The following is a 19,017-nucleotide window of genomic DNA, read 5'->3' on the forward strand; positions in this document are numbered from 1 at the left end:
CTGTCGGGCAGTAGGGGCTGGCGGAGCCCGAGGCCGCAGGCGCCCGTGTGCGGGCACAAGAGAGCCCCGGCCAACCACGGGGGCCGACCAGGGCTGTACGGGGCTCTGCGGGGCCCTTACGCGGCTGCGGGCACCAGTTCGGGAGCCGTGGCGGCGTCCCATGCGGAAAGCTCCTCGGCGGCCGGGTCGAGTTCGCCCGACATGGTGAAGTCCACCCGCCGTGTGTCGAGCGTGCGCCATCCGCCACGGGTGCCCCGGCGGACGTTCAGCCGGACTCCGGCGTCAACGAGCATGCCGCGCCGCTTCGCGGTGTCGGCAGCCTTCCAGTCGTCGGCGAAGGTGCGCCCGGTCGCTGTGGTGATGCGCTGCGGCTCGGTCTTCTCGCGGGACTCCAAGTCGGCTATGCGGTTGTCCAGCGCATCGTGTCGCCTCTGCCACTCCTGCGCGGCGTGCTTGGACTTCTGCTGCCCCTGGATTTTCAGGTGCGCGGTGAACTCGGCCACGGTCGCGTTCAACTCCGGCTCGGGGTCGTACCCGGGGACCACCACGGTTGTCCTAGTCTGGATTCCGCCGACCAGGCGCAGGAGCTCGGCTATCACGTACTCGTCCGCCCAGTCGCCCCGGATGTTCGCGGGCGCTTCGCACTTGTCACCCCGGGCGTGGTAGTTGCACTTGTAGACAGGCGCCTGATTCTTCTTGCTCTCCTGCCGGTTCAAGTACATGCGTCCGCCGCACGAATCGCAGTGGATGACCCGCAGCAACAGCGCTTCCGTGTCGGACCGCTCGCTGTTGTTGATGCTGCGCTCGTCCAGGACGGAGCCGATCTGGTCGAACTCCTCGCGGGTGAGAATCGGTGTCTCGCTGCACATGACCGGGTTGCCCTGGTCGTCGCGCACGGGCACGCCGTCGTGCATCTTCCAGCCCAACAGGACCTCGTTGCGGAGCATCCGGGTAATGACCGCAGGGGTCCACTGGAACGTCTCCCGCACGACGTGCTGACCCTTGGTCCCGCCGGTCTTGCCGCCCCGCTCGCGGCCCATCCTGTCGGCCCAGTAGTCACGCGGGCTGAGCACCCCATCGGCGTTGAGCCCCGCAGCGATGCCGGACACCGTGGCACCCACCAGCAGCTCGCGGACGATGCGCTCGATGACCGCCACGGCGTCCGGATCGGGCACCAGCGTCCAGCCCTTGCCGCCGAACTCCTCGGGCATCGGGGCGGGCATGTAGCCATACGGCGGACGGCCACCACCACGCCAGCGAAGCGGCATCCTGCGCATGGCGGCCTGCGCCCCGCTGACGCGGTCGCTGATGGACTGCGACTCGAACTGTGCGGCGAAAGCCAGCATGAACAGTTGGAGTTCCGCCATGGGGTCCATGGGGTTGCGGAAGTCGAACACCTGCCGACCCCCGCCCAGACCCTCGGCGAAGATCAGTACCTTCCGATGCTTACGCGCCCAGTTGGCGAGGGCGTACATGTGCCCCATGGACCGGATGGCACGGTCGAACCGCCAGAACACCAGCGCGTCATACGCCTGCGGGTCGCTGAGCCAGCGCAGGAGCTGCGGGCGCTCCCAAGGGCTGGTCTTGGACGCGCTGACGTCAAGGTCCACCGCTTCGCGCAGCGCGTCACCCTCGCCGAACGTGACCCGCAGTTCCGCGCCTACGTGGTCGCACGCTTCCCGCTGACGCTCGGGGCTGGTGGTCTCGTCCGTCAGGACGGACAGTCGGATGCACCGGACGCCCCGAAGCGTCTCGGTGAACACCGTGCCGGACAGTGGATTGCGGGCATCTTCCATGTCCCACGTGGGGACCGGGGCTTGCCCGCTCGGGAGCGCGTTCGATGTTTCTTCCACGCGCTGTATAGGGAGCAAGGCTTGCCCGCTGCCCCGCCCCGAGCCCCTGACCAGCACAGATGCCGTTGCCATCTCTCACACTCCAGAACATCCAGTTCTGTGTGTTGGGAGACCCGGCCGGCAACGAGTTCTGCGTCAGGTAGCCGCGCCGCCGGCCGCCCGGAAAGGTACCCCCACGCTGTTCGGCGGTCCCTCGCTGCTGCGAGGGCCCGCCGGGCTCGGGCTACGTGGCGTAGCCGAGCTCCTTCCGTACGGCGGGGGTGCAGTCGGGGCAGGCGAGGACGAGCCAGCCGGGGCCGCTGACGGCCTCGATGTGGCCGACGACGGTGACGCCGGGGCGGCGCCGGTGGCAGTGCGAGCAGAACTCTTCGGGGGTCTCGTCCGGCGTGCTGTCCGTCACCGGGCCACCGCCCCGACGGTGAGGCTGTCGAGCCAGTGGGAGGGGTCGGGCAGGTCGAGCGCGGCGGCGAACGCCTCGGCCCGGCGCCTGCGTTGGCGGGCCACCTCGGCGAGCCAGGTGTCGAGGTCGGTGCAGATGAAGCTCGCGACCTCGGGCCCGCGCCGGGGCTTCGGGGCGAGGAAGGCACAGGCCGAGCGGAGGACCGAGGGCTTCGCCCGTCGGCCGGTGCCGGGGGCGAGGAACGCCCGGAGGGGTTCGAAGAGGGTCGCGATAAGCTCGCGCATGTCGTCAGCTCCGTTGTAGCTGGTGGCATCGGCCTCGGACCGTTCCCGCGATCCGAGGCCACTTACGTCTTCGACGGTACCTAACCCTATCCCCGCCTGTCCATACCTATACCCGGATGCCCGGGCCTATGAGGGGAAGGCATCCCCTGTGTACGGTCATGCCGTGATCGAGTTCGACCCCACCCAGCCGAAGTGGCAGCAGATCGCGGAGCTCCTGCGAGCGCGCATCGCGAGCGGCGAGTACCCGCCGCGCCACCTGATCTCCGAAGTGCAACTGGAGAGCGAGCTGGGCGTGAACCGGAAGACTGTCCGCAAGGCGACGGACGCCCTGCGGACAGAGGGCCTGATCACGACGACGCCCGGGATGGGCTCCTTCGTCACCGACCGCAGCGCGTAGCCTCCGCCTTCTTCAGGCGGCCCGTTGACCGTGGACGAGAAACGGGAAGCGGTAGGGGACGGTGGCGAGAGCCTCCTGCACGCGGGCGGCCTGGGCGGGGCTCATCACGCCGGGCAGCTCACACGGGTCGACGAACCGGGCGCCCAGCAGACCGCTCCGGTTCCGGGGCAGCACGGCGATGCGAGCGGCTTCCCGGTCCGCGACGGTGCCGCCGGCGAAGACCAGGTTGAGACGTTCCAGGTAGCGGTCGGCGGGGGTGAAGTCCACCGCGACGAGATGGGTGACGCGGCGGTGGAGGCCGGTCTCCGCCCGGAGGTGCCGGGCAGCGGCCTCGTGCGGGGGCTCATCGGGGCGGGCACTGCCGCCGGGGAGGATCAGGCCGTCCATGAAGTCCGGGTCGATGAGCAGGACGTGGCCTCGCCGGTTCCGCAGGAGCACGAGGCAGCCGAGCCGGCAGACCGGGGGCTTGGCCGACAACCGGGGATCACGCACCGAGGTGGCCACCTTCCCGCCTCGGCCGACGGAGGAGTTCAGCCTTCGACGGCTTGCCGCTCATACCGCAGGCCCTTTCGCAGCAGGTCCGTGATCCGGACGATCTGGGCAGTTCGGGCCGACCCGAGGTTGATCAGATAGGCACCGGTCAACCGCCCGTAGTCCCAGTCCACTTCGACGGAAGGCAGCTTGGCGTCACCGAGCGCCAGGACAGCGACCAGGTCCTCAACGGCAACGGCGGCCTCCCGCCGGTACTCGGCGGTCGCCCGGTTGAGCATGGTCCCCATCACGCCACCACCCGGTGCGACTCGAACCCCCGCCAGGCCTTCTCGGCGACACTGAAGGACGAGAACCCGCACAACGCCCCGTCGGAGCCACGCAGCCACTCCCCCGTCAGCTCGTTCCGCACCCGGTAGAGCCGGGCCTCACGGTCCCAACGCACGCCGTAGCCGTGGAGCTTGGCGATCGACGGAGCGGCCTCGGTTTCGTGGACCCGTGGCACTTCGCTTCCCGCTCTCTCCGGCTCGCCGACCGACCTCATGGCACCCATGGCGAACCACCCCTTCTTCAAGCATCAATCAGACAAGCAGACTTAGAGCGAACTTAACTGTCCGTGTCCCAATCGTTGCTCACCGCAGGTACGCTGACCAGCGTTGCTCTGTGCCGCGCTGGGAATGGACACATCGGAGGGGCGCCATGGCCTTCAAGCCCAACGAGCTGGATCCGGGGCGTTCGGCCCGCGACCTCTTCGGGTGGGAGATGCGTACGCATCGCCAGCACGCCGGATCCATGTCTCTGGACCAACTGGCCTTGGTAGTCGGTTACATCTCCAAGGGGCACCTGGCTCGCATCGAGCGCGCCGAATCGATGCCTCCGCCCGATCTTCCGGCCAAGCTTGATGCCGCCTTCGGAACGGACGGCATCTTCGGCCGGATCTACCGAGTCGCCAAGAAGGAAAAGTTCCCGGGCAAGTACCGCCGATGGTCCGAGTTGGAAGCCAGAGCTTCTGTCATCGAGGAGTACTCCTGCGCCACCGTCCCAGGACTTCTCCAAACGCCCGAACTTGCCCGCCTCTCACTCCAGGTAGGGCATCCATACATGACTCCACAAGAACTGGACACGTCGCTCACGACACGGCTGGACCGGCAGAAGCGCCTGGATTCGGAAACACCACCCCACTGCTGGTTCATCATCGATGAGTCCGCGCTCCATCGCCCTGTCGGCGGACACGTGGTGATGGCCAGACAGCTTGACGCACTCGCTGCCGATCGACGCCCCCACATCACGATCCAGGTGCTCCCCTTCACCGCAGGGGAGCACGCCGAGATGGGTGGCTCTCTCTTCCTGTACACAGTCTCCGACAGCCCGTCGATGGCATGGGAAGAAGGCGCCCGAAACGGCGAGCTCATCGAAGACGTCAAGGGTGTGGCCAAACGCCGCAGGTCCTACGATCTGCTGAGGGCTCTGGCCCTGTCACCCCGGGACTCCCGGGCCATGATCAGACGCATCTCGAAGGAGTACGGCCGTGCGAGCACACCAGCAGGAGAAGTGGCGGAAGAGTAGCTACAGCAACAACGACGGCGGCGCCTGCATCGAGGTGGACGACACCCACCCGGGCCGGGTCCGGGACAGCAAGGACCCCGACGGACCCCGGCTGCACTTCTCGCCGACGGGCTGGCAGGCCTTCGTCACCGCCGTCCGCACCGGCGAGTTCGACGCCAGCTGATCAGCCCTTCGGCGCTGCCGCCCCTTCGCACCGGGGCGGCAGCGCCTTCTGAAAACCCGAATCACCTGAGCGAGGCTACGTCTCTCGTACTACCGAGACATTGAGGCGCTGTCGCAGGCTGCATCACTGGCAACAATCCGCAAGGCACGAGAGGAACTCCACCCATGGCTGAGGCCGCCATCCCCGTAGACCTGTCCGACGTTTCCTGGTTCAAGTCCACGTACAGCGACAACGGCGGGACGTGTGTGGAAGTATCGCCCGACCTCCCCGATATCGTCCCCGTCCGTGACTCAAAGGACCTGGGGGGACCCGTTCTTGTGTTCCCGACCGGTGTCTGGCAGTCGTTCGTCACCGCCGTGCAGGCCGGCGAGTTCGGCGCTGTCTGACACTGTCCTGTTCCTGTTGCCCCAAGCAATGATCAGGCACATCTCGAAGGAGTACGGCCGTGCAAGGACACCAGCAGGAGACGTGGCGGAAGAGCAGCTACAGCAACAACGACGGCGGCGCCTGCATCGAGGTGGACGACACCCACCCGGGCCGGGTCCGGGACAGCAAGGACCCCGACGGACCCCGGCTGCACTTCTCGCCGGCAGACTGGCAGACCTTCGTCACCGCCGTCCGCACCGGCGAGTTCGACACCCTCTGATCACCCTTCCCGCAACGCCGGGCGAGCGCGCGACGCTCGCCCCGCGCCGTGGGAACTCCCCTCGCCGTAACGGGGAGTAGCAGGGATCAGTTGCCGTACGGGCGGGTGATGATCTCCATGCCGTGGCCGACCGGGTCGAGGAAGTACAGACCCCGGCCGCCGTGGTGGTGGTTGATCTCGCCGGGCTGCTTCAGGTGCGGGTCGGCGTAGTAGGTGAGGCCGTCCGCCTTGATCCGGGCGAAGGCGGCGTCGAACTCCTCGTCCGAGATGAGGAACGCGTAGTGCTGCGCGACGATCGACTCGGCCGGGACGGTCGCGAAGTCGAGGGTGACGCCGTTCTCGGTGGCCACCGGGATGAACGGCCCCCACTCGGCGCCGACCTCAAGGCCGAGGATCTTCGCCAGGAACTCGGCGGACTCCCGCTTGTCCCGGGCGTGAACGATGGTGTGATTCAACTGAACTGCCATGCGGAATGCCTCCATCAAGGCACTCACGGGCTACCTCCATGCCTCACCCAGCCGGTGACCGACACGCGATGCCGTACCTCCGATCCTAGGCCTCGATCCGTCGGCGGGCCAGCTCCCGGAGGTCGTCGGGAAGCGCTTCGGCGGTCAACAGGTCCGGCAGCAGGCCGGGTTCGAGGGTGAAGGCGCGGAAGGCAAGAGCGATCGTCACCCCGTGTGCGGGGCGGTGGACGATCTCCACCCGGTCGCCGCCGTGGAGGTCACCGGGCGTGACCACGCGGAGGTAGGCGCCGGGCACCGCGGCCCGGGTGAAGCGCTTGATCCAGCCGTCGCGCTCCAGCCAGCCCTGGAAGGTGCCGCACGGCACCCGCGGGCAGGACACCTCCAGGACGACGTCGGGTCCGATCCGCCAGCGCTCACCGATCAGGGCGCCGTTGACGTCCAGACCGGCGGTGGTGAGGTTCTCGCCGAAGACGCCGTTGCCCAGCGGGCGGCCCAACTCGGCCTCCCAGCCGTCGAGATCCTCGCGGGCGTAGGCGTAGACGGCCTGGTCGTCGCCGCCGTGGTGTTTGACGTCGAAGACCTGGTCACCGGCCAGACCCACCCGGCCGGTGCCCTTCGGGCCGGGGGCGGAGACGGCCACCGGGCCGTCCACCGGCCGTTTGTCGATCCCCGTCGCGCCGACGCCGCTCTTCCACGGGTTCTGCCGGGGCCTGCCCACATTGACCGATAGCACCTTCATAGCCTTCGACGGTACGGCCTGACCCGTACGTCCGGCGAGCGGTTTCCGGTCCGTGCCAGACTTTCACCCCATGCGGACGATCATCGAGTCGATGGCCGGGCGGCTGGCCGGGGTGCCGGGTGTGGTCGGCGTCCTGCTGGGTGGCAGCCGGGCCCGTGGGGAGCACCGGCCGGAGTCGGACTGGGACCTCGGCGTCTACTACCGCGGCGAACCCGACCTCGGCGCTCTGCGGGCCCTGGCCGGCCCGGGCGTCGAGGTGGCCGGGCCGGGCGGCTGGGGGCCGTGGGTCAACGGCGGCGCCTGGCTGGAGGTGGACGGCGTGGCGGTGGACTGGATCCTGCGCGATCTGGACCGGGTCGAGCGGGTCTGGTCGGACTGCCGCGAGGGCCGCTACGAGGTGGGCGTACAGGCGGGGCACCCGCTCGGCTTCTGGTCGCCCTGCTACCCGGGCGAGCTGGCGCTCGGACGGGTACTGGCCGATCCGACCGGCGAGTTGGCCAGAGCCAGGGCCACCATGGCGGAGTACCCGAAGCCACTGCGGGCGGCGCTGACGGCGGCCGTCTGGGAGGCGGAGTTCCTGGTCGTCTCGGCGGCCAAGGGGGCCGCCCGGGCCGACACGCTGTACGTCTCGCTCTGCCTCTCCCGGGCCGTCGGCATCCTGGTCCAGGCGCTGCACGCCGACGCCCGCCGCTGGTGCCTGAACGAGAAGGGCGCGCTGGCCGTCGCCACGGCCCTCCCCGGCGCCCCGCCCGGCTTCGGGCCCCGTGCCCACCAGCTGCTCGCGGCTCCGGGCGCCGGCCCCGAGGAGCTGACCGCCACCGTCGCCGGGGCCCGCACCCTGGTCGCGGACACCGTCGCCGCCCTGCGGGCCCGGGAGACGGCTCAGGCCCGGGAGACGCCTCAGGACCAGGAGACGCCTCAGGCCCGGCCGAGGAGCTGACTGCCGGGGGTGGAGGCGGCGCGGGCGGTGAAGAACTCGGTGAAGCCGCGGAGGAACTCCTCCTCGGTGATGCGGCCGTCCCCGTCCACGTCCAACTGGCGGAATCCGTGCGAGAGTTCCGCCGGGTGGACGCGGTGGCCGCCGAACACGGCACGGTACTCGTCGGCGTCCAGGTAGCCGCTGCCGTCGGTGTCGGCGGCGGTGAAGACGGCGCGCAGCGCGGGGAGCAGCCCGCCTTCGAGGTAGCCGGGATCGCGGTCGCAGCCGGCGAGGGTGGCGGCGACGAACTCGTCCTTGCTGACCCGGCCGTCGCCGTTGGCGTCCATGGCCGCGCGGAGCTGCTCCCACCAGGCGTCGAAGGCGGCGTACACCGCGGCCTCCGCCGCCTCGGTGAGCTCCAGCTGCCAGCAGACGTTGTGCGCCATGGCCTGGAGGTCGCGGGCGGTGACGAAGCCGTCGCCGGTCTGGTCGAGGACTTCGCGGAAGAACTGGTCCAGCCGGGGCCGGCGGGCGTCCCGCCGGGGCGGACGACCGCGCTGGGCGGGGATCCGCGGCCCCTGGGTACGGTACCGGCGGCGGTCGGGCAGCCGGGTCATCAGCGCACGGCCGCCCCGGTGCAGCAGCCAGGAGAGGGCGGCCGCGCGGCGGGTGCGGACCAGACCGAAGCGCTCGCGGTAGGCGGGCGGCAGGTCGGCGACGGTCAGGCTGGTGAGCACCGCGGCCACCACCGCCCGCAGCACCTTCCAGCCGGCCGCCCCGAGGAACCGCAGCCGGCGCGGACGGGGCGCCTCGCGCAGGATGTCGTACAGCAGGTAGCGCACCGACTCGCCGAACTCCAGTTGCTCGCGCACCATCCGGTCGACGTAGCCGGGCAGTTCGGCGGCGGTGGCCGGCAGCGCGTCGGCCGGGAGGCCGAAGGCCTTGACGACCTCCCCGAACTCCTCGTACGCCCGCTGGAGTTCGCCCGCCGGGTACGGGTCGCCGCTCAACTCGCGCATGGTGACGACGGCTTCGAAGAGGGTGAGGAGCACCCAGGCCCGGGTGTCCTGGTCCTCGGCGTCGTACCGGCGGCCGTCCGGGGCGGTACCGCGGATCCGCCGGTGGGCGCGGTCGAGGCGCTCGATCTCGCGGCGCAGGCTCTCCGCGTCGGCGTAGAAGAGCCGTTGGCCGCTGCCCATGGTGTGCTCGATCCGCCGCCAGGGGTGGGCGCGGTAGGTGGAGTGCTCGGCCATGCCGGCGCCGACCACGGGGTGGGACGCCTGCAGGACCAGCAGCCGCCACGCGACGAGGATGATCCGCCACTCGCTGAGGTCGCGCCGGAAGGACGCATCGGGCCTGGCCATCTCGGTACCCCCGGGGTGCTGCGGATCTTCCTCGTCGCGGGCGGTCTTCCCTTCGGTCCCGGCAGGAAACTCCCATGGGATTAAAGGTATTTGCAGACGAACACCCGTTCCGGGTCACCGCCGGGCGAGCGCCCCCAGCTCCGCCAGGTCGTCCGCCCCGAACCGCAGCGACGCCGCCGCGACGTTCTCCTCCAGGTGGGCGGGCGAGGAGGTGCCGGGGATGGCCAGGATCGCCGGGGAGACGGCGAGCAGCCAGGCCAGCATGACCTGGGCGGGCGTGGCCCCGTGGCGCTCGGCGACCCGCCGGAGCCCCGGATCGGCGGGCACCCCGGAGCCGCCGAGCGGGAAGAAGGGCACGAAGGCGATGCCCCGTTCCGCGCAGGCGGCCAGCAGGGCCGCGTCCTCCGCGCTGTGCTCCAGCACGCTGAAACGGTTCTGCACGGCCACCACCGGAGCGATCTCCAGCGCCTCGGCGAGGTGGTCCGCGCGGACGTTGCTGAGGCCGAGATGGCGGATCAGCCCCTCCTCGCGCAGCTCGGCCAGCACGGCGAAGCGATCCGCGATCGACGCGGTCTGGCTGGGCATCCGGCGCAGATAGACCAGGTCGAGCCGGTCCACCCCGAGCTCGCGCAGATTGCGGTGGACGGCCGCGCGCAGCTCCGCCGGACCGGCCGGGTCCATCCAGCCGCCGTCCGGCTCACGGCCCGGGCCGACCTTGGTGGCGATCACCAGCTCGTCCCGGTACGGGTGCAGGGCGGCGCGGATCAGGGCGTTCGCCGAGACGTCCCGGTGGAAGTAGAACCAGGCCGTGTCGATGTGGTCGACGCCGAGTTCGACCGCGCGGCGCAGGACGGCACGGCTCTGCTCCGGGTCGCAGGCCGGGCCGTCCCAGTCCCGGGCGGGGAGCTTCATCGCGCCGAAGCCCATCCGGGACACCGGCAGGTCGCCGCCGAGTCGAAGGGAGCCGGCGGTGGAGGCGTGGGGTGTGGTCGTCATACCCATCACCCTCCGCCGCCCTCGCCACTCCCCCGTCCGATCTGGCAGGTTGCTGCCATGAACACCGACCGGATCATCACCCTGCACGGCGAGCGGGAACTCGTCCAGCGGGCCGGCCACCTCTTCGTCGGCTCGCGCGAGGAGTTCCTGGTCGCGGCCACCGACCTGGTGACGTGGTCGGCCGGGGTCAACGCCGCCTTCGCCGAGGGCAAGCGGCCGCACGTCGTCCCCGGCCTCACCATGCGCAAGCTCTACACCCGGCGCGCGCTGGCCGACCCGGAGTCGCTGCGGCGCCTGCGGCGGATCGCCGCCTCCGGCATCGAGGTCCGGATCAGCGACGGACCGCTGTCCCGCGAAGCGATCATCATCGACCGGCGCACCGCCATCCTGGCCGGCGCCCCGGTGCGCGGCGTGCGGGCGTACACCGTGGTGCACTCACCGGAGGTGGTCGACGGGGTGCGCTCGCTGTTCCGCGCCAGCTGGGAGACCGCCACCGACCTCGCCGACTGCGCCTGCCCGCCGCACCTCACCGGGCAGGCCCGGCAGATCCTGCGCACCCTGGCCGCCGGTCACACCAACGAGACCGGCGCCCGGCTGCTCGGCGTCTCGCTGCGCACCTACCGCCGCCGGGTGGCCGAGCTGATGACGGCGCTCGGCGCCACCTCCCGCTTCCAGGCCGGCCTTCGGGCCAGGGAGTACGGCCCGGACGCCGGTCACTGACCTCATCGGCCGTCCGGGGCCGCCGAATTGACGAAACGGCAGGCCGTGGACGGCGAAAGGTCACCGCTGGTGCGGCAGTTCCACCCGGAAGGTGGCGCCGGCACCGAGGGTGGTGTGCAGGGTGAGGGTGCCGCCGTGGGCGTGGGTGAGCGCGGTGGCGATGGCCAGGCCGAGGCCGGCGCCGCCGCCGTCCTGGCGGCTGCGGGAGGCGTCGACCCGGTAGAAGCGGTGGAAGACCCGGACGGCCTGCTCCTCGGTGAGGCCCGGGCCGGAGTCGGCGACCTCCAGCAGACAGAGGCCCGCGTCGGTGCCCACGCCGATCCGCACCGGGGTACCGGGCGGGGTGTGCTTCACGGCGTTGCCGACCAGGTTGGTGACCACCTGCCGGAGCCTGGCCTCGTCGCCGAGGACGGGCGCGGGGCCCGGCGCGCCGACACCGGCCAGGCCGGTGAGCGCCACCGGGCGGGTCGGGTCCAGGGCGGTGAGATCGTGCAGGGCGTCCGCCGCGAGGGTGCGCAGGTCCATCGGGGCGAGGTCGAGCGGGCGCTCCTCGTCCAGCCTGGCGAGCACCAGCAGGTCCTCGACCAGGGTGCCCATCCGGACGGCCTCGTTCTCGATCCGGCTCATCGTCCGCTTGACGTCGGCCTCGGTCGGCAGCGCGCCCATCCGGTACAGCTCGGCGAAGCCGCGGATGCCGGCCAGCGGGGTGCGCAGTTCGTGCGAGGCGTCGGCGACGAACCGCCGCATCCGGGCCTCGGATTCGGCGCGGGCGGCGAACGCGGCCTCGATCTGGGTGAGCATGCCGTTGAGGGCGATGGAGAGCCGGCCGACCTCGGTGCCCGGGGAGAGCTCCGGCATCCGGTGCGAGAGCCCGCCGGAGGCGATCCGCTCGGCGCCCTCCTCGATCCGCTCCAGCGGCCGCAGCCCGGCCCGGACGGCGAAGAAGCCGAGCCCGGCGATCAGCATCAGCACCGCGCCGCCGATCGCCAGGAAGGACGTGCGCAGCTTGGCGACGGTGGCGTCGATGTCCTCCCGGGACACGGCGACCATCAGATACGCGGGGGTGGGCGCGGGTGCGGCGAAGACGCTGGCGGGGGCCGGCTGGCGCTGGAGCGGCAGGACCACGGCCCGCCAGGTGCGGTGGCCGCGCTGGTCGGGCAGGTCGAAGGGGGAGTCCGGGTCGGTGTCGGCGGGGTCGAGGCCTCCCAGTTGCGGCGCCGGGTCGGTGTCGGAGACGGGCTGGCGGACGACCTGCTGCACCTTGCCGTCCACCGAGAGGTACTGGACGAGGTACTGGCTGGGCAGCGCGGCCAGGTACTGGGTGGTCCGCTTGCCGCCGACCGCCGACTGCTTGGCGTCGGGCCAGGTGAGCCGGCTGGGCGAGCGGTGCGAGAGCGGTTCACCGAAGCGCTGCAGCTGCTCGTCCAGCCGTTCCACCAGCTGCACCCGGACGGTGCCGAGCACGACGGTGTCGCTGACCGCGAGCCCGGTGGTGACCAGGGCGAGCGCGAGCACGAGCAGCCGGGCGCGCAGCGAGAGCCGGGTGAGCACGGGCGGCGGTCAGTTCTGCGGGGGCCGGCGCAGCGCGTAGCCGATGCCGCGCACGGTGTGGATCAGCTTGGGGCCGTGCGCCGGGCCGGAGTCGAGCTTGCGGCGCAGGTAGGAGATGTACGACTCGACGATGGAGAGGTCGCCGCCGAAGTCGTAGGCCCAGACGTGGTCGAGGATCTGCGCCTTGGAGACCACCCGGCCGACGTTGGCCATCAGGTAGTGCAGCAGCTTGAACTCGGTCGGCGAGAGCGAGACCGGGGAGCCGCCGCGGGTGACCTCGTGGGCGACCGGGTCGAGGGTGAGGTCGGCGACGATCAGCCGGCCGTCCTCGGCGGGGCCGCCGGCCCGGCGCAGGATCGCCCGGATCCGGGCGATCAGCTCCTCCAGGCTGAACGGCTTGGTGACGTAGTCGTCCGCGCCGACGGCGAGACCCTGGACCTTGTCGCCGACGCCGTCCTTGGCGGTGAGGAAGAGCACCGGCAGGTGGTCGCCGGGGTGGCCGTGGCCGGGGCCGGCGAGCTGGCCCCGGCTGGTCTGCTCGCGCAGCCGCTCGACCACCGTGAAGCCGTCGAGGTCGGGGAGCATCACGTCGAGGACGACGAGGTCGGGGCGTTCGGCGGCGATCAGGGCGAGCGCCTCGGTGCCGCTGGCGGCGGAGGCGACCCGGAAGCCGGAGAAGCGCAGGGAGGCGGAGAGCAGCTCGCGGATGTTGGGTTCGTCGTCGACGACGAGGAGGAACGCCTCGCCAGGGCCGCCGGCCACCGCCGAGCTGCCTGGTGTGGACACAGTGCCTTGCACGGGGGTTCCGCCTCCCGGTCGGACGATGGCGTTCAGCTTGAGGCTAGCCCGGGGAGGCTATGCGCCATCGATGAATGTTGGATTAACACCTTATCGGGCGGATTTGGGCCGCCAAGCCCGCCGGGTGCGGCTGGATGGTGTGCGCACGGGCCCTGACGTGCGAAGGCGCGGTCCGGTCGCCGGAGGAATTTCGACCGGACCGCGCGGACGTCCGCAGGCTGCGGGGTCAGCCTTCGGACCCCTCCTCCCTACCCGTTGGTGGCGGGCGAGGAGGGAGCAGTGCGGTTGCCACCGCCGAAGCCGCCGAAGCCACCGAAGCCGCCCGCCCCGGCGCCGGCCGCGCCCTCGACGAGCTGGGTGGCGTGGTAGCCGCCGTCGGCGTCCGGGGTGCCGACCACCGTCACGCTCTGGCCGGGCTGCAGGTCGGCGACCTTGCCCTCCTTGTTGAGCTGCACCTTGGTGGTGTCGCCGGTGGTCACCTTGACGGTGTTGCCGTTGGCGTCGGTGAGGTAGACGGTGGATCCGTCCACCGCCTTGACCGTGCCGCGGGTGAAGCCGCCCTGACCGCCGCCCTGACCGCCCTGGCCCTGGCCGTTCTGCCCGGCCTGGCCCTGGCCGTTCTGGCCGCCGCGGCGCGAACCGTTCTGCCCGTAGCCCCCGGACGCCGCCGCCCGGGGCTGCTGCCCGCCCGCCGCGACCGTCTTCCCGCCGGACGAACCGTGGTTCTGCTGGTACCAGACGCCGCCCGCGAACGCGGCCGTGGCGATCACCCCGCCCGCCAGCGCCAGCGTCACCCAGGGCAGCCGGCGGCGCGGGGGCGCGGCCAGCTCGGCGGTGATGTCACGGGCGTCCGGCGGGGTGGAGAGCAGGACGACCTGCTCGGCCGGGGTGGCCGGGGTGGCGGAATTGACCGGGGTGATCTCGTTGCTCATGGGTGTCACGTCCTACTCGTCCTACTCGTGCCGGAGGGCGTCGATGGGGCGCAGGGAGGCGGCCCGGTTGGCGGGGTAGCTGCCGAAGAACAGCCCGATGGCGACGGCGATGCCGAAGGCGCCGAGGACCGACTCGGGGATCACCACCGGCTTGATGCCGACGATGCTGAAGCGCGAGCCCACGATGCCGACCGCCACCCCGAGCCCCGCGCCGAGCACCGACAGCAGGGTCGACTCGGTCAGGAACTGCCCCAGGATCACCCCGCGCGGAGCGCCGAGCGCCTTGCGGATGCCGATCTCCCTGGTCCGCTCGGTGACGGTGACCAGCATGATGTTGGTGATGCCGATCCCGCCGACCAGCAGCGAGATCGCCGCGACCGCGCCGAGCAGCACGGTGAAGGTCCTGGTGGTGCTCTCCCGGGCGGTGAGCAGCGAGGCCTGGTTGCTGATCCGGAAGTCCGCCTTGGCGGGGTCGGCGATCGCGTGGGTGCCGAGCAGCACCCGGGTGATCTCCGCCTGGGCCTCGGCGGTGGTCTCCGCCGAGGTGGCCTGCACCAGGATCTGGTTGACCGAGCCGAAGCCGGTGAACGCGTTCTGCACGGTCGGCAGCGGCGCGATCACCACGTCGTCCGGGTCGGTGAAGCCGGTGCCGCCCTTGGCCTGGAGCACGCCGACCACGGTGAGCGGTGTGCCGCCCACGGTGATCTGCCTGCCCACCGGGTCCGCGGTGTCGAACAGTTGCTTGGCGGTGGTGGCGCCGAGCACCGCGACCTTGCGCGAGTTGAGCACGTCGTCGTTCGAGAAGTAGTCGCCGTGCCCGATCTTCTGGTTGGCGGTCTCGAAGTACGCGGGGTAGGTGCCGACGATCGAGCCGGGGCTGTACGAGATGTCCCCGTACAGCGCGGTACCGCTGGTGGTCACCACCGGCGCGACGGACTTGATCGCGGCGGCGTCCGCGCCGCTCGCCAGCGCCTGGGCGTCGGCGACCGTGAGCTTCTTCGCGGCGGTCGCGCCGCGCGAGCCACCGAAGGACGAACCGGAGCTGACCGTCAGGGAGTTGGTGCCGAGCGAGGTGATCGACTCCTTCACCGCCACCGACGAGCCGTTGCCGACCGCGAGCAGCAGGATCACCGAGGCGACGCCGATCAGCACGCCGAGCATGGTCAGGGCGGAACGCACCTTGTTGGCGGCCAGACCGCCGACCGCGAAGCGGATCATCTGCCAGAGGATCACGCGAGCACCCCCTGGCGGCCGGCGGCGCCGCGCAGCGCGGGCGGCGGCCCGGCCACCGGGGCCTGCCGGACGTCGCTGACGATCGTGCCGTCCACCAGCCGGAGCACCCGCTTGGCGTGGCGCGCGACCTCGTCCTCGTGGGTGATCAGCACCACCGTACGGCCGGTGGCGTTGAGGCCGTCGATGATGCCCAGCACCTCCTCGGTGGAGCGGCTGTCCAGGTTGCCGGTGGGCTCGTCCGCGAGCAGCATCGCGGGCGCGGTGACCAGGGCGCGGGCCACCGCGACCCGCTGCTGCTGGCCGCCGGAGAGCTCGTTGGGCCGGTGGCCGGACCGCTCGGCCAGGCCGACCAGGGAGAGCGCGGCCAGCGCCCGGCGACGACGCTCCGCGGCCCGTACGCCCGCGTAGGCGAGCGGCAGTTCGACCTGGGCGAGGGCGGTGGTGCGGGGCACCAGGTTGAAGGACTGGAAGATGAAGCCGATCTTGCGGTTGCGGACCAGCGAGAGCTGCCCCTCGTCCAGGTGGCCGACGTCGATGCCGTCCAGCAGATAGCGGCCGGCGGTGGGGACGTCCAGGCAGCCGAGGATGTTCATCAGGGTGGACTTGCCCGAGCCCGAACTGCCCATCACCGCGACGAAGTCGCCCTGGTCGATGGAGAGGCTGACGCCCAGCGGTTCACCGGTGACCGGGTCGGCCGGGCCGCGCAGCGCGTGCACGGTGGCGTCGCCGTGGCCGTACGCCTTGGTGACCCGGCGGATCTGGATCACGGGGGGCGGCGCGGAGGATTCCTGACGCTCCATCAGCGACTACCGCCCCGGCCCGCGCCGCCGCCACTGCCGCCCGCGCCGCCGACCCCGGCCACGCCCGCCGCACCGCCGGTCCCGCCCGCCCCGCCGCGGCCGCCCTGGCCGCCGTTCAGACCCGGGAAGGAGCCGTTCGGGAAGCCGTTGCCCCCGCTGGTGGAGGCGAGTTCGACCTTGTCGCCCTCCTTGAGCCCGGAGACCACCTGCACCGTGGTGTCGCCCTCGACGCCCACCTCGACACTGACCCGCTCGGTGGAGCCGTCCGGGTGGACGACGGTGGCCGTCCGGCTGGTGCCGGTACCGGCCAGCGCGGCGGTCGGCAGCGAGAGCGCGCTGTCCGCCTCACCGGTGATCACCGAGACGGTCGCACTGAGACCGGTGCGCAGCTTGCTGGTGTCCCCGCCGATCTGCAGCGTCGCCGCGTACTGGACGGCCGTCGAACCGCCGGTGCCGCCACCGCCGCTGGGCAGCGAACTGACCGACAGCACCGTTGCGTTGAGCTTGGTGTCGGACTGCGCGTTCAGGGTGACGGTGGCCGCCTCGCCCTTCTTCAGTTTGAGCGAGTCCAGCTCGGAGAAGTTGGCGGTGACCTGCATCCCGGTCGGGTTGGTCAGCACGATGAATCCGCTCGGGGTGCCCGAACCCGTGCTTGTGCTGCCGGACTTCGCCGTCGTGGAGCCGCTGCCGGTACCGCCGGAGGTGCCGCCCGGGGCACCGCCGCCGACGGTGTCGCCGACCTTGCCGGAGACGGAGGCGACCGTGCCGTCCACCGAGGCGGTGAGCGTCGTCCCGGCCAGCGCCGCCTGGGCGTTGGCGAGGTTGGTCTGCGCGGTGGCGACCTGCTGCTGGGCCTGGGCCACGGCGGCGTCGTCGACCTTGGTGGTGGTGATCGTGGTGGTCTGCGGGGCGGGCGTACTGCTCCCGCCCGCCCCGCGTTCCCCACCGCCGCCGGAGCCGCCCGTGCCGCCGGATCCTCCGGTGCCACCGGAACCGCCCGAGCCGGACGAGTTGGCGGTGCCGGGGATCTGCTGGGTGGTCGTGGTGGTGACGCCGGCCTGCGCCTTGGTGAGGTTGGCGCTGGCCGTGGTGAGCGCCGCCTGTGCCGCGTCCACCTGCTGCTGGGCCGCCGTGGTGTCGACGGTGGCGAGCACCTGCCCCTTGGTCACGGTGTCCCCCACCGCCACCTTGACGGCGGTGAGCCGCCCGCCGGTGGTGAAGTCCTGGGCCGCGTCGGTGGGCGAGGCCAGGGTGCCGGTTCCGGACACGGTGGCCAGGACCGTGCCCTTGGCCACGGTCGCCGTCCGGACCTGGGCCTTGCCGGCCGCCACGCCGGTACCGCTGTCCAGGGTGGTGTACACCAGGGCGGCGCCGCCCAGCAGGGCCACGCCGAGCGCGGAATTGACGAGGACGGCACCACGCCGTCGCGGGAGCACCTTCATGCCGCACAGCTTCGCGGCGCGCTCTTGCGGCACCCTGGACGCCGCCTGGGAGAAGGCTGACCGGCCGAATCCGGGCATTCCGGCACGGGTCGCCCGGCCCGAGCCCTCGGCTTGGCCGTCGCCCGGTCATTCGTTGGCCGAACCCCCAGCAGCCTCCCAGCCACCCCCAGCCATCCGGGAGCCCGGTGCCACCCGGGCGGAGGCCCCCCCGCCGTACGGAGGTCCGGGGCCCGCGTAATTCACGGCGCGGTACGGCAGCGCCGGCCTATCCTGCCTGCCGTGACCGACTGGACCATGATCGAATCCGACGACTGTGCCGTACCCGCCGACCGCCCCCTGGAAGAACTGGTGCGAGAACTCTCCGCCGCCCTGGGGGATCCCGATCCGGCGATCCGGGACGGAGCGCCCTACTCCGTCCTCGCGACCTGGATAGCCCGCGGGGTGATCGACGCCCCCCGGCGGCTGGCGCTGGGCGACGAGATGGCCGCCCGCCTCCAGGACCGGGAGATCCAGGCCCGCACGTTCGCCCCCCTCGTGCTCGACATGCTCGTGGAGAAGGGGGACTTCAGGGCCGGCTGGGTGGACGCGTTCGAGCGGTGGTACCCGGCGGAGACGGATCTGCGCGGCTACGACGAGAAGCTCGGCTGGCTTCATGCCGTCGCGCACGGCGCGGACCTGCTGGACCGGTTCGGGCGCCACCCCGAGGTGGATCCGGTGCGGATGCTGCACCTCGCCGCCACGCGGCTGACGACGCCCACCGACCACGTACTCGACCAGCTGGAGGACGACCGGCTGGCGAGGGCGGTCGCCCGTGTTCTCACCCGGCCCGACCTGAGCGAGCGCGACGCGACCACATGGCTGGACCCGATCGGGGCCTGCTTCGGAGCCGACCGCCTCAGTACCCCGGTTCCCGCCCACCTCACCAACTGCCTGCGCACGCTGCGCCTGCTCTATGTCCTCGCGGACCGGGGCGTGCGAGCGCCGGGCACCGAGTCGGCACCGGAAGCGCTCCGCCACCGTGCGGCGGTCAAGGAACGCATCGCCGCCGTCCTCGATCTGATCGTCAAACGATAGGCGCGGAGCTCGGGCGGGTCCGGCCGCGGGCCGCGGCCGGCAACGAAAACGGAGTGGGGGGGGGGGCCCGCCGCCCCCCCCCCCCCCCCCCCGGCGGGCCCCCCCGCCCCCCCCGGGAGGCCGCGGCCCCCCAGAGGGAGATCGAGTTGCCCACGACCGCGCCGATCGAGATACCGACGCCCTC

Annotated in this window: 24 protein-coding genes; 8 read left to right on the forward strand and 16 right to left on the reverse strand. The window is 71.8% G+C overall.

Annotation, left to right across the window (positions count from 1 at the left end):
• Positions 1–116: 116 nt before the first annotated feature.
• The 3 genes from ACIQIB_RS14055 to ACIQIB_RS14065 form a co-directional block, all read right to left on the reverse strand.
• On the reverse strand, positions 117–1,796 hold the full coding sequence (locus tag ACIQIB_RS14055) for a recombinase family protein (RefSeq protein WP_400758047.1): 1,680 nt from the start codon (positions 1,794–1,796) through the stop codon (positions 117–119).
• A gap of 280 nt (positions 1,797–2,076) precedes the next feature.
• Positions 2,077–2,253, reverse strand: coding sequence for a hypothetical protein (locus ACIQIB_RS14060; RefSeq protein ID WP_363605209.1), 177 nt, complete (start codon positions 2,251–2,253; stop codon positions 2,077–2,079).
• Entirely contained in the window at positions 2,250–2,537 is a 288-nt protein-coding gene (locus ACIQIB_RS14065) for a hypothetical protein (protein WP_363605207.1), read from the reverse strand. The genes ACIQIB_RS14060 and ACIQIB_RS14065 overlap by 4 nt, the downstream gene beginning before the upstream one ends.
• Before the next feature lie 163 nt (positions 2,538–2,700).
• On the opposite strand from ACIQIB_RS14065, the gene ACIQIB_RS14070 reads away from it, so the two are divergent.
• Positions 2,701–2,934: a GntR family transcriptional regulator gene (locus ACIQIB_RS14070; protein WP_363605205.1), complete on the forward strand. Its 234-nt coding sequence runs from the start codon at positions 2,701–2,703 to the stop codon at positions 2,932–2,934.
• Between the two features lie 12 nt (positions 2,935–2,946).
• On the opposite strand, the gene ACIQIB_RS14075 is transcribed toward ACIQIB_RS14070, so the two are convergent.
• Genes ACIQIB_RS14075 through ACIQIB_RS14085 form a run of 3 tightly spaced genes read right to left on the reverse strand, consistent with a single transcriptional unit; the run spans position 2,947 to position 3,928 of the window.
• Entirely contained in the window at positions 2,947–3,426 is a 480-nt protein-coding gene (locus tag ACIQIB_RS14075; protein ID WP_363605203.1) for an NUDIX hydrolase, read from the reverse strand.
• A 38-nt stretch (positions 3,427–3,464) separates the two neighbouring features.
• On the reverse strand, positions 3,465–3,713 hold the full coding sequence (locus tag ACIQIB_RS14080) for a hypothetical protein (RefSeq protein ID WP_363605201.1): 249 nt from the start codon (positions 3,711–3,713) through the stop codon (positions 3,465–3,467).
• A complete protein-coding gene (locus ACIQIB_RS14085) occupies positions 3,713–3,928 on the reverse strand; it encodes a hypothetical protein (RefSeq protein ID WP_363605199.1) in 216 nt (71 codons plus the stop codon). Before ACIQIB_RS14085 ends, ACIQIB_RS14080 begins: the two co-directional genes overlap by 1 nt.
• Positions 3,929–4,122: 194 nt before the next feature.
• Between ACIQIB_RS14085 and ACIQIB_RS14090 the strand changes: the two genes are divergently transcribed.
• The 4 genes from ACIQIB_RS14090 to ACIQIB_RS14105 all read left to right on the forward strand — a co-directional run bounded on the left by ACIQIB_RS14090 (position 4,123) and on the right by ACIQIB_RS14105 (position 5,798).
• Positions 4,123–4,989, forward strand: a complete 867-nt coding sequence (locus tag ACIQIB_RS14090) for a helix-turn-helix transcriptional regulator (RefSeq protein ID WP_363605197.1) — start codon at positions 4,123–4,125, stop codon at positions 4,987–4,989.
• Positions 4,952–5,152 (forward strand): DUF397 domain-containing protein, encoded by a 201-nt coding sequence (locus ACIQIB_RS14095; protein ID WP_363605195.1) that lies wholly within the window; start codon positions 4,952–4,954, stop codon positions 5,150–5,152. The genes ACIQIB_RS14090 and ACIQIB_RS14095 overlap by 38 nt, the downstream gene beginning before the upstream one ends.
• 164 nt (positions 5,153–5,316) lie before the next feature.
• Positions 5,317–5,538 carry a DUF397 domain-containing protein gene (locus ACIQIB_RS14100; protein WP_363605193.1) on the forward strand — a complete coding sequence of 74 codons (222 nt, stop codon included), beginning with the start codon at positions 5,317–5,319 and terminating at the stop codon, positions 5,536–5,538.
• Positions 5,539–5,597: 59 nt separating this feature from the next.
• Positions 5,598–5,798: a DUF397 domain-containing protein gene (locus ACIQIB_RS14105; protein WP_400758052.1), complete on the forward strand. Its 201-nt coding sequence runs from the start codon at positions 5,598–5,600 to the stop codon at positions 5,796–5,798.
• Between the two features lie 86 nt (positions 5,799–5,884).
• Here the strand turns inward: ACIQIB_RS14105 and ACIQIB_RS14110 are convergent, their stop codons facing one another.
• Both ACIQIB_RS14110 and ACIQIB_RS14115 read right to left on the reverse strand, forming a co-directional pair.
• On the reverse strand, positions 5,885–6,265 hold the full coding sequence (locus ACIQIB_RS14110; RefSeq protein ID WP_400654182.1) for a VOC family protein: 381 nt from the start codon (positions 6,263–6,265) through the stop codon (positions 5,885–5,887).
• 85 nt (positions 6,266–6,350) lie between these two features.
• Complete coding sequence (locus tag ACIQIB_RS14115) at positions 6,351–7,004, reverse strand: MOSC domain-containing protein (RefSeq protein WP_363605187.1); 654 nt, start codon at positions 7,002–7,004, stop codon at positions 6,351–6,353.
• Between the two features lie 70 nt (positions 7,005–7,074).
• On the opposite strand from ACIQIB_RS14115, the gene ACIQIB_RS14120 reads away from it, so the two are divergent.
• Complete coding sequence (locus ACIQIB_RS14120) at positions 7,075–7,944, forward strand: nucleotidyltransferase domain-containing protein (RefSeq protein ID WP_400758055.1); 870 nt, start codon at positions 7,075–7,077, stop codon at positions 7,942–7,944.
• Here the strand turns inward: ACIQIB_RS14120 and ACIQIB_RS14125 are convergent.
• Positions 7,923–9,287 carry an oxygenase MpaB family protein gene (locus ACIQIB_RS14125; protein WP_400758057.1) on the reverse strand — a complete coding sequence of 455 codons (1,365 nt, stop codon included), beginning with the start codon at positions 9,285–9,287 and terminating at the stop codon, positions 7,923–7,925. The genes ACIQIB_RS14120 and ACIQIB_RS14125 overlap by 22 nt on opposite strands.
• 114 nt (positions 9,288–9,401) lie before the next feature.
• Positions 9,402–10,283 (reverse strand): oxidoreductase, encoded by an 882-nt coding sequence (locus ACIQIB_RS14130; RefSeq protein WP_363605181.1) that lies wholly within the window; start codon positions 10,281–10,283, stop codon positions 9,402–9,404.
• Positions 10,284–10,340: 57 nt separating this feature from the next.
• On the opposite strand from ACIQIB_RS14130, the gene ACIQIB_RS14135 reads away from it, so the two are divergent.
• Complete coding sequence (locus tag ACIQIB_RS14135; RefSeq protein WP_400758060.1) at positions 10,341–11,003, forward strand: DNA-binding response regulator; 663 nt, start codon at positions 10,341–10,343, stop codon at positions 11,001–11,003.
• Positions 11,004–11,063: 60 nt separating this feature from the next.
• On the opposite strand, the gene ACIQIB_RS14140 is transcribed toward ACIQIB_RS14135, so the two are convergent.
• The 6 genes from ACIQIB_RS14140 to ACIQIB_RS14165 form a co-directional block, all read right to left on the reverse strand.
• On the reverse strand, positions 11,064–12,554 hold the full coding sequence (locus tag ACIQIB_RS14140) for a sensor histidine kinase (protein WP_400758062.1): 1,491 nt from the start codon (positions 12,552–12,554) through the stop codon (positions 11,064–11,066).
• A gap of 9 nt (positions 12,555–12,563) precedes the next feature.
• Positions 12,564–13,340: a response regulator transcription factor gene (locus ACIQIB_RS14145; protein WP_400654285.1), complete on the reverse strand. Its 777-nt coding sequence runs from the start codon at positions 13,338–13,340 to the stop codon at positions 12,564–12,566.
• Positions 13,341–13,600: 260 nt separating this feature from the next.
• A complete protein-coding gene (locus tag ACIQIB_RS14150; protein WP_400758064.1) occupies positions 13,601–14,284 on the reverse strand; it encodes a hypothetical protein in 684 nt (227 codons plus the stop codon).
• A gap of 21 nt (positions 14,285–14,305) precedes the next feature.
• Complete coding sequence (locus ACIQIB_RS14155) at positions 14,306–15,517, reverse strand: ABC transporter permease (RefSeq protein ID WP_363605177.1); 1,212 nt, start codon at positions 15,515–15,517, stop codon at positions 14,306–14,308.
• Complete coding sequence (locus tag ACIQIB_RS14160; RefSeq protein ID WP_400758066.1) at positions 15,514–16,317, reverse strand: ABC transporter ATP-binding protein; 804 nt, start codon at positions 16,315–16,317, stop codon at positions 15,514–15,516. Before ACIQIB_RS14160 ends, ACIQIB_RS14155 begins: the two co-directional genes overlap by 4 nt.
• On the reverse strand, positions 16,317–17,759 hold the full coding sequence (locus ACIQIB_RS14165; RefSeq protein WP_363605174.1) for a biotin/lipoyl-binding protein: 1,443 nt from the start codon (positions 17,757–17,759) through the stop codon (positions 16,317–16,319). The genes ACIQIB_RS14160 and ACIQIB_RS14165 overlap by 1 nt, the downstream gene beginning before the upstream one ends.
• Positions 17,760–18,038: 279 nt before the next feature.
• Between ACIQIB_RS14165 and ACIQIB_RS14170 the strand changes: the two genes are divergently transcribed.
• Positions 18,039–18,833 carry a DUF2785 domain-containing protein gene (locus tag ACIQIB_RS14170; protein ID WP_400758069.1) on the forward strand — a complete coding sequence of 265 codons (795 nt, stop codon included), beginning with the start codon at positions 18,039–18,041 and terminating at the stop codon, positions 18,831–18,833.
• The last annotated feature ends 184 nt before the right edge of the window (positions 18,834–19,017 follow it).

This window comes from Kitasatospora sp. NPDC092286, from assembly GCF_044755565.1.
Classification (GTDB): Bacteria; Actinomycetota; Actinomycetes; order Streptomycetales; family Streptomycetaceae; genus Kitasatospora.

Excerpts from the sequence above, each read along its gene's own strand:
- ACIQIB_RS14055 (WP_400758047.1), bottom strand. The coding sequence starts at position 1,796 with ATGGAAGATGCCCGCAATCCACTGTCCGGCACGGTGTTCACCGAGACG.
- ACIQIB_RS14065 (WP_363605207.1), bottom strand. The coding sequence starts at position 2,537 with ATGCGCGAGCTTATCGCGACCCTCTTCGAACCCCTCCGGGCGTTCCTC.
- ACIQIB_RS14080 (WP_363605201.1), bottom strand. The coding sequence starts at position 3,713 with ATGGGGACCATGCTCAACCGGGCGACCGCCGAGTACCGGCGGGAGGCC.
- ACIQIB_RS14090 (WP_363605197.1), top strand. The coding sequence starts at position 4,123 with ATGGCCTTCAAGCCCAACGAGCTGGATCCGGGGCGTTCGGCCCGCGAC.
- ACIQIB_RS14100 (WP_363605193.1), top strand. The coding sequence starts at position 5,317 with ATGGCTGAGGCCGCCATCCCCGTAGACCTGTCCGACGTTTCCTGGTTC.
- ACIQIB_RS14110 (WP_400654182.1), bottom strand. The coding sequence starts at position 6,265 with ATGGCAGTTCAGTTGAATCACACCATCGTTCACGCCCGGGACAAGCGG.
- ACIQIB_RS14115 (WP_363605187.1), bottom strand. The coding sequence starts at position 7,004 with ATGAAGGTGCTATCGGTCAATGTGGGCAGGCCCCGGCAGAACCCGTGG.
- ACIQIB_RS14120 (WP_400758055.1), top strand. The coding sequence starts at position 7,075 with ATGCGGACGATCATCGAGTCGATGGCCGGGCGGCTGGCCGGGGTGCCG.
- ACIQIB_RS14125 (WP_400758057.1), bottom strand. The coding sequence starts at position 9,287 with ATGGCCAGGCCCGATGCGTCCTTCCGGCGCGACCTCAGCGAGTGGCGG.
- ACIQIB_RS14130 (WP_363605181.1), bottom strand. The coding sequence starts at position 10,283 with ATGACGACCACACCCCACGCCTCCACCGCCGGCTCCCTTCGACTCGGC.
- ACIQIB_RS14135 (WP_400758060.1), top strand. The coding sequence starts at position 10,341 with ATGAACACCGACCGGATCATCACCCTGCACGGCGAGCGGGAACTCGTC.
- ACIQIB_RS14150 (WP_400758064.1), bottom strand. The coding sequence starts at position 14,284 with ATGAGCAACGAGATCACCCCGGTCAATTCCGCCACCCCGGCCACCCCG.
- ACIQIB_RS14160 (WP_400758066.1), bottom strand. The coding sequence starts at position 16,317 with ATGGAGCGTCAGGAATCCTCCGCGCCGCCCCCCGTGATCCAGATCCGC.
- ACIQIB_RS14165 (WP_363605174.1), bottom strand. The coding sequence starts at position 17,759 with ATGAAGGTGCTCCCGCGACGGCGTGGTGCCGTCCTCGTCAATTCCGCG.